Source organism: Streptomyces sp. CO7, assembly GCF_053474865.1.
Genome location: NZ_JBRIOU010000005.1, coordinates 137065 through 144220, shown reverse-complemented (window position 1 = coordinate 144220; position 7156 = coordinate 137065). Strand labels below are relative to the sequence as shown.

General features: G+C 73.0%; 7 protein-coding genes and 1 pseudogene. 2 read left to right on the top strand and 6 right to left on the bottom strand.

From position 1 onward, the window contains the following. Window positions 1–75 precede the first annotated feature (75 nt). The 3 genes from ACOV8S_RS19000 to ACOV8S_RS18990 all read right to left on the bottom strand — a co-directional run bounded on the left by ACOV8S_RS19000 (window position 76) and on the right by ACOV8S_RS18990 (window position 3474). Window positions 76–591, bottom strand: a complete 516-nt coding sequence (locus ACOV8S_RS19000) for a hypothetical protein (protein ID WP_448319001.1) — start codon at window positions 589–591, stop codon at window positions 76–78. Between the two features lie 231 nt (window positions 592–822). Next, window positions 823–1911 (bottom strand): C40 family peptidase, encoded by a 1089-nt coding sequence (locus tag ACOV8S_RS18995; protein ID WP_448319000.1) that lies wholly within the window; start codon window positions 1909–1911, stop codon window positions 823–825. Window positions 1912–2502: 591 nt separating this feature from the next. Next, entirely contained in the window at window positions 2503–3474 is a 972-nt protein-coding gene (locus tag ACOV8S_RS18990) for a hypothetical protein (protein WP_448318999.1), read from the bottom strand. Between the two features lie 221 nt (window positions 3475–3695). On the opposite strand from ACOV8S_RS18990, the gene ACOV8S_RS18985 reads away from it, so the two are divergent. Next, window positions 3696–4016 (top strand): hypothetical protein, encoded by a 321-nt coding sequence (locus ACOV8S_RS18985; RefSeq protein WP_448318998.1) that lies wholly within the window; start codon window positions 3696–3698, stop codon window positions 4014–4016. A gap of 27 nt (window positions 4017–4043) precedes the next feature. Here the strand turns inward: ACOV8S_RS18985 and ACOV8S_RS18980 are convergent, their stop codons facing one another. Further along, window positions 4044–4748, bottom strand: coding sequence for a hypothetical protein (locus ACOV8S_RS18980; RefSeq protein WP_448318997.1), 705 nt, complete (start codon window positions 4746–4748; stop codon window positions 4044–4046). A gap of 208 nt (window positions 4749–4956) precedes the next feature. Then, window positions 4957–6255: a trans-sulfuration enzyme family protein gene (locus tag ACOV8S_RS18975; RefSeq protein ID WP_448318996.1), complete on the bottom strand. Its 1299-nt coding sequence runs from the start codon at window positions 6253–6255 to the stop codon at window positions 4957–4959. 117 nt (window positions 6256–6372) lie between these two features. Here ACOV8S_RS18975 and ACOV8S_RS18970 point away from each other — a divergent pair, with 117 nt between their 5' ends. Then, complete coding sequence (locus tag ACOV8S_RS18970; RefSeq protein WP_448318995.1) at window positions 6373–6870, top strand: Lrp/AsnC family transcriptional regulator; 498 nt, start codon at window positions 6373–6375, stop codon at window positions 6868–6870. 62 nt (window positions 6871–6932) lie between these two features. Here ACOV8S_RS18970 and ACOV8S_RS18965 read toward each other — a convergent pair. Next, window positions 6933–7156, bottom strand: a pseudogene (locus ACOV8S_RS18965) (hypothetical protein); the annotation flags it as partial.

The window sequence follows — 7156 nt, the reverse complement described above, 5'->3', positions numbered from 1 at the left end:
GTCCGACCCCCGCCGCCAACCCCGCCGTCCGACCCCAGCCGCCCGGCCTCCCTACCGCCGGAGCCCCGCGCGTGCTCAGGAGGCCCGGACGTCCAGGTGGTAGGTCGTGTCGACCCAGAAGCCGGACGTGGACTCGCCCTTGATCTCCAGGACGTACTCGCCCGGGGGCAGCGGGGCGATGGCGCCCCAGACTCCCCACGCGTAACGGCGGGTCAGCCCCGTGCGGAACGGCCCGGCGAACTCGCGCAGGTCGATCGGGACGCCGTTGAGCGCGGCGGTGGCCTTCGCGACCGTCATGCGCTCGAACCTTCCCTCGTACCGCGCCACGTACTGCATGTTGATCACGGGGAAGAACAGCGGCAGGGCGGAGGGCACCGTGCAGCGCCGCGTCACGCGGCCGCCGTAGGTTCCGGCGAGGAACCAGAGGTCCTTCGGCTGCTTCCAGTCGGCGTGCTCACCCGTCGTGTCGCTGACCGGGCTCCGGTCGTCGGGAGCGGACAGGGCCCACTTCCACCACCGGCCCGCGAGGACCCCGCCCTCGTCGTAGGTGAGCTTCCAGTTGCTGTCGGTCGACTGGCCGAACCCGTCCATGACACCCCTCCCGCGCCGTCCCCTGCAGGTACAGCGGGGGTCTCGCCCCCGCCTCGAACAGGCGGACAATACTCCAGCCGGGTGGCGCCGCACGCCGACGGCCCCTCCCTCCGCGGTGGCGGGGAAGGGGCCGTGAGTCGGTCGGCGGGGCCGCGGGTCAGCGGCTGCCGGGACGGGTGGGTTCAGCGGCCGGCGGCAGGAGTGCGCTCGGCGCTGCTGCGAAGTGGGTGCTCAGCGGCTGCCGAGCAGGACGCGCCAGGTGTTCGGGCCGATGACGCCGTCCACCGTGAGGCTGTGCTTGGACTGGAAGGCGGTCGTCGCGGACTTGGTCTTCGTGCCGAACGAACCGTCGACGCTCAGGCCGTAGTTGTAGACGTTCAGCTGGGTCTGGGCCGCCTTGACCGCCGAGCCGGAGGAGCCGGACTGCACGGTCCTGATCAGCTTGGCCCAGGTGAGCGGGCCGATGACACCGTCTGCGGAGAGGCCGCGGGCCTTCTGGAAGGCGACCACCGCGGACTTCGTCCTCGGGCCGAAGCTGGCGTCCGCGTCGAGCGTGTAGCCCTGCGCCTTCAGCAGGTACTGCGCCGAGCGCACGTCGGCGCCCGAGGAGCCGCTCTTGAGGACCGGCCAGGCCACGCTGGGCGCAGGGGCCGGGGCGGGCACGGTCCCGCCGCCACCGAACTTCACCGGACGGAACGGGTCGTAGTTGTCGTTGCCGATGCCGTACTTGAGCTGGCGGTGGGTGGTGCCGTAGGTGCCGCGCTGCTCGTAGGCCCAGTAGGCGCTGTGCGCCGTGTTGGCCCACTTCTCGAAGATCACCACGTGGCGGAAGTCGCCGTCGGTGGTGCTGTAGTCGATCAGCAGGTCGCCCTTCTGCAGCTGGCTGACGCTGCTGAGGCGCTTGGTCACGCTGCTGTTCGTGGCGAGCCCGACCGTGTTCAGGCCCGGTTTGTTCAGGGCGAGGGCCATGGAGACGTAGCCCGAGCAGTCCTGGCGGTAGCCGTCCTTCCAGTTCCGCTCCATGCTGTACGGGACCGGCTTGCCGTTGTTGGCGGTCAGCCAGGTCTTCGCCCGGGCGATCATCTGGTCGCGGGTGATGGTGGCCGCGGCCTTGGTCTCCAGGTCGCCGGCCTGAGTGACCAGCTTGCTGTCGGCCTCCGGCTCCGCCCCGTAGGCCGCTTCCTTCACGGCGACGTGTCTGCCGGTGCCGCTGTCGGTGAAGGAGGGCACGAAGGCGATCGCGCCGGCCGCGACACCCGCGGCGGCGACTCCTGTCAGAGCGATGCGAGTGCGGCGCGTGACGTTGCTGTTCGAAGACATGCTTCCCCCGGGATCCTCGTGTGACGGATGACCACCGCCGTGCTCCGAGGGCCTTCGGTGACCCCCGACGAGCCATCACGATGGCAAGGAGCGGACCCCCCGCCCAGCGATGTGGGGAAGGCGCATCCGCCGGTGACGGGCCACGCGCAATGTCCCGTCCGTGTGACCGATCGTCACAGCGGGATCAAGAGATGCAGGTTGAGACGGATGCCGCTGTTCGCACTCCGGTGGCGTGAAGCGGTCGGCGTCCGGGGCGGGAGCGGCGGCCGGGGCGAGCGTGATGGCCGCGTTCTCCCAGGTCATGGGGCTCGGGCGGCGCCTGCGGGCCTCGTTCCGGCGTGACGTCCGCGGGGCACGGATTCGTCCCGAACGGTGGGGCCGGGTTCGTCCCCGACGGCCTTGTCGCGCGGCGGCGACGGAATCGGTCGTCGCTTCGGGGTGGCCGTCCACGGCACGACGTCGACCGTCGCCGGGTGACGGGACGCCAGGGAGCCCTTGCGGGCGGACGTGCCGCCTGCGAGGGCTCCGACGTGAGCGGGTCGTGGCGGCAACGGCGCACGGGCGAGGCGGACGCCCCGCCCGTGGCCGCGGTCAGGAGAGGCCCTTGACCTCCGCGTCCACCTCCTGCCCCCGCTGGGCCTGCTCGGCGCGCTTCGCGCACATCCGGGCGAAGGCGAACACGCCGTCGGGGTCGGCGTCTCCGTAGGCGTAGTCCGAGTGCACCCTGCACACCACGGTCCCGACCCGCACGACGGCCGCCGTCGCCTCCCGCACCGGCACGGAGTAGACGCGAGCCATGCTCTCGTCGCCCATCTTCGGCGCGTCCGCCGCAAGCGCGGTCGCCCTGCCGTCCCTGTCGTCCATCCAGTCCATGTCGTCGTGGGCGAACGCGGCGACGGCGTCGTCCTCGTCCTCGAAGAAGCCCATGGACACGGTGACGTCGTAATGCGGCCCCAGGTACGCCACCCCGCCGAACAGCGGCGGGTCGTACGAGCCCTTCTTCGGCCGCTTGGTCTGCACCTCACGCGGCCCCAGTTCCCAGCCGGCGATCAGCACGGCGGACGAGTCCGGCACGATCGCGTCGGCGGCCTTCACACTGGTGACGGGCTTCAGTGCGGCCTCGTCGCCGCCGGCCGTGCCGAGAACGCCGTACGCCGTCAGGCCCAGCGCCACGACCAGGGCCGCCGGGATCAGGACCGCCCGCTTGGATCGCCACGACGGCCTGGCCCCGCCCGCCGGGCCGGCCGCGGCCGTGCGGGTCAGCTCCTCGGTCAGCGCCTGCCGGAACGCCGGGTCCGCGTAGACCGCGCCGGCCAGCGCGGCCCCCAGCCGCCGCCGCGCCGCCGGGTCCGAGGGCTGCGCCTCGAACTCCTCCAGGGCCTCGCGTCCTTCCGCGGTGCCGTCGAGCCCCTCCCGCACCAGCGACCGCGCGGACCCACCGTCGTGGACCGCGCCGGTCCCCTCGGCCGCGCCGGTCCCCGCCGCCGGCTCCACGGCCGCGGCGAGCACCGTCAGCGTCGCGCCGACCAGTCGCTCGATGTCGATCTCCACCGTCTGCGTCATTCCAACCCCCATGTGCTGTGCCGTTTCCCCCCACGGGAATGCCGTCGGCACACCGGCCACAGCGTAACTGTCATGTACCAGACCACCGTTGGTGATGACCGCGGTCTGGCCGGGCGGCCGGGGGCCGTGTGAGAGTGCGCTCGGACGATCGTTCGGGGGTGGGGGTTCCCGCGCGGGCGCACGGTGGCCCGTCGGGCGCCGTGCGACGAGGGGACAGTTGTATGTGGGAACCGGTGGTGCACATCGCGGTGAAGGGGGACGCGGTCGCCATGTGCGACGCGCCCATCGATGCGTGGACGCCGCGTGCGCAGGACCCGGAGCAGGCGACGTGCGGGGAGTGCGTCGAGGCCTGCATCGAGGGCTGGGACGCGGCGCAGGAGACCCCGGACGGGATCGTGCACCCGCCCGGAACGCCCCCGGACCCCACCGGGCCGAACACCGGTGAGCTGCGGACGCCTTCGCTGCTGCTGGCCTTCGGCGGGGTCCTGGCGCTGGTCGCCACGCTGGTGGCGCTGCTGGTCACCGGGGGCGGGAGCGGCTGAGGACCGGGTGCCGCCGGGACCCGGGCGTCACCGCCGCGCGTTGGGCCGGGTGAAGCAGACGAGGGTGTCCCCGTCGTCGGCGAGCAGGGACCAGTACCAGCGGCGGTCGCCCGCCCCGGTCACGCAGTCGTCGGCGTTCGCGCCGGGCGGCGCTTTGTACGCGCCGGAGACCACGAGCACTTGGTTGTAGGGGACCGACACCTTGGTGGCGTCGCAGTCGACCGCGGTGGTGTCGCCGATGGAGGTGATCTTGTCGCCCTCCTGCTCGGCGAGCACGCAGTAGTTCTTCACCCAGACGCGGTCGAGGCACAAGGTGGTCGTCTCCCCGGTGATCGAGGACCGGTGCGTCCACTCCGCGCGGCCCACGCCGGAGGGGCAGGTCGCGGGCAGGGTGTGCACGTTGTCGACGTGGAAGAGGTCCGCCCGCTCGGTGCGGCAGCTCACCGGGTCCGGCGGGGTGGGCCGGCTCCACTGCTCGCCGGTCCTGTTCACCGGCAGACAGGTCCCGGCGGTGACGGCACGGAACGCGTCCTGGGTCGTGTCGACCGGCTCCGGGCCGGTGGTCGTCTCCGCGCCGTAGCCGCCGCTGCTGCTGCTCGTGCCGCCGTCGGAGCCACCGCCGGGCAGATCGATGTCGAACCGTCCGCCCTTGCGGCCGCAGCCGACCAGGACCACGGCCGGCAGCAACAGCCAGATCACCCACGCCCGGCGTGCCCGTCGTTCGCCCCTCATCGGTCCCCCGTCCACCTGCTCCGTCACGTTCCGGCGCGAGCATCCCAGAACAGAACCAGGAAGAAGGGGAGTTGAGGTCATCCGATGCGGGTTCGACACCGGAGGGGCGGGGACGAGGCCCGGGAGCACGCGGCACTCGGGACGGCGGCGCGCACGGCGGCGGGGCATTCCCCTCCCAAAGATGTCCCGCCGCCGTGGTTCTGGGGCGTCAGCTCACCGGCGCCGGGTCCGGTACCGGGGCCGACAGCGGTTCGGTGGCGTGCGCGGAGAGCGGAAGGACCGCGGGCGTGACCGAGGGGAGCGTGGGGTCCGCGGCCGGCGCGAGTGCCGTCTCGAGATCGGCGATCAGGTCGTCGACGTGCTCCAGGCCGATGGACAGGCGCACCACGTTGGCCGAGGGGCGCGCCTCGGGCGCCACCGGGCGGTGGGTGAGCGCGGCCGGGTGCTGGACCAGGGAGTCCACGCCGCCGAGCGAGACGGCGTGGGTGAACAGGGAGAGCGAGGAGGTCAGCCGCTTGGCCGCCTCGTAGCCGCCGCGCAGCGCGACGGAGATCATCGCGCCGGGGCCGCGCATCTGGTGGCGCAGCGAGCCGGTGCGGCCGTCCGCGAGCACGGCGGAGTCCAGGTCGGGGAAGAAGACGCGCTCCACGGCCGGGTGGCCGCCGAGCCAGGAGGCCAGTTCGCGGGCGGTCTCCTGCTGGGCGCGGACCCGGGTGGGCAGGGTGGCCAGGCCGCGGTGCAGGAGGTAGCCGGCCAGCGGGTGCAGCAGGGCGCCGGTGATCGCCCGCACCCGGCGCAGCGCCTCGGCGGTCGTCTCGTCGCAGGCGATGACGCCGCCGATCACGTCGCCGTGCCCGCCGAGGTACTTGGTGGCGCTGTGCAGGACCAGCGAGGCGCCCAGCGTGACGGGGTTCTGCAGCACGGGCGTGGCGAAGGTGTTGTCGACCATCACCGGCACCGGCCCGGCCTGCCGCACGACGCCGGCGATGTCGACCAGGTCGAGGGTGGGGTTGGCGGGCGTCTCGAGGATGACGAGGGCCGTGTCGGGGCGGGCGGCGAGCGCGCCGGCCACCTCGGCGGGGCCGCAGAAGGTGGTCTCCACGCCGAGCAGGCCGGAGGCGAGCAGGTGGTCGGTGCCGCCGTACAGGGGGCGGACGGCCACGATGTGGCGCTTGCCGCTCTCACCGGTCAGGGCGAGGATCGCGGCGGTGGTGGCGGCCATGCCGGAGGCGAAGGCGACCGCCGCCTCGGCCTGCTCGAGGTCGGCCAGGGCGGTTTCGAAGCGGGCGACGGTGGGGTTCCACAGGCGCTGGTAGACCGCGCCGCCGTCGGGCAGCGGACGGCCGCCGGTGGCCATCGACTCGTAGGAGTCGCCGCCCCGCTCGATGTCGGGGAGCGGATTGGTGGAGGACAGGTCGATCGGAGGCGCGTGCACGCCCAGCTCGGTCAGGTCCGCGCGTCCGGCGTGGACGGCCAGCGTCTCGAAGCGCTCAGGAGAGATGCCCATGGCGGGAGCGTTGCACCGGAAACAGGAAAGACGCATGATCGCTGCAGAATCGGCAACGAGCCCGGCGACATTGGACGTCATCGGTGAGATCGGCCGCCCGTCGTCCTGGGGAATCTGTTGAAAAAACGAGAGCAGCGGCCGCTTCTCGACGAGCTGGACCGCCGGATCGTCGGTCTGCTCGCCGAGGATCCCGAGCTGACCAACAAGGCCCTGGCCCGCCGCCTGGGTCTCGCCGAGTCGACCTGCGCCTACCGGGTGCGGGCGCTGCGCGAACGCGGGGTGGTGGAGGGGACCACGCTGCGGCTCGACTTCGCGGCGCTCGGACACCCGCTGCAGGCGCTGATCAAGGTGCGGCTGGAGCGGCACAACGCGGAGCACGTGAACCGGCTGTACGCGAGCCTGGTGAAGACGCCGGGGGTCATCCAGGTGTTCCACGTGGCGGGGGCGGACGACTTCTACCTGCACGTCGCGGTGGCGGACGCCGAGGCACTGCGGGACTTCGTCCTCCTGCACGTCACCGTGCACCGGGTGGTGCGGCAGACGGAGACGCACCTGATCTTCGAGCGCCGCGAGGGCGTCGGGGTGCTTCCGGTGCCGGACCCGGCGGCTGACTGAGCCCCCGGCGAGGGCGGAGTGAGCGGGGGCGGGCGGCCGGTGGCGACGGCCCGAGGCCCCCCTTCCAGCGCGAGCGGTGCGGCCACGAAGACGGACGAGTACGTGCCGACCACGACGCCGATCAGGGCGGCGAGGGCGAAGTCGGTGAGCGTGTCGCCGCCGAGCACGGCCAGGGCGGCGAGGATGAGGACGGCGCCCATGCCCGTGTTGACGGTCCGGGGCAGGGTCTGCAGGACCGCCGTGTTCACCAGGTCCGGCAGCCGCCGGCCCGCCCGTCCCTCCTTCC

What these genes read in the sequence shown, in the direction of transcription:
- ACOV8S_RS18990 (WP_448318999.1), bottom strand. Translation starts at nt 3,474, where the DNA reads ATGACGCAGACGGTGGAGATCGACATCGAGCGACTGGTCGGCGCGACG.
- ACOV8S_RS18995 (WP_448319000.1), bottom strand. Translation starts at nt 1,911, where the DNA reads ATGTCTTCGAACAGCAACGTCACGCGCCGCACTCGCATCGCTCTGACA.
- ACOV8S_RS19000 (WP_448319001.1), bottom strand. Translation starts at nt 591, where the DNA reads ATGGACGGGTTCGGCCAGTCGACCGACAGCAACTGGAAGCTCACCTAC.
- ACOV8S_RS18975 (WP_448318996.1), bottom strand. Translation starts at nt 6,255, where the DNA reads ATGGGCATCTCTCCTGAGCGCTTCGAGACGCTGGCCGTCCACGCCGGA.
- ACOV8S_RS18980 (WP_448318997.1), bottom strand. Translation starts at nt 4,748, where the DNA reads ATGAGGGGCGAACGACGGGCACGCCGGGCGTGGGTGATCTGGCTGTTG.
- ACOV8S_RS18985 (WP_448318998.1), top strand. Translation starts at nt 3,696, where the DNA reads ATGTGGGAACCGGTGGTGCACATCGCGGTGAAGGGGGACGCGGTCGCC.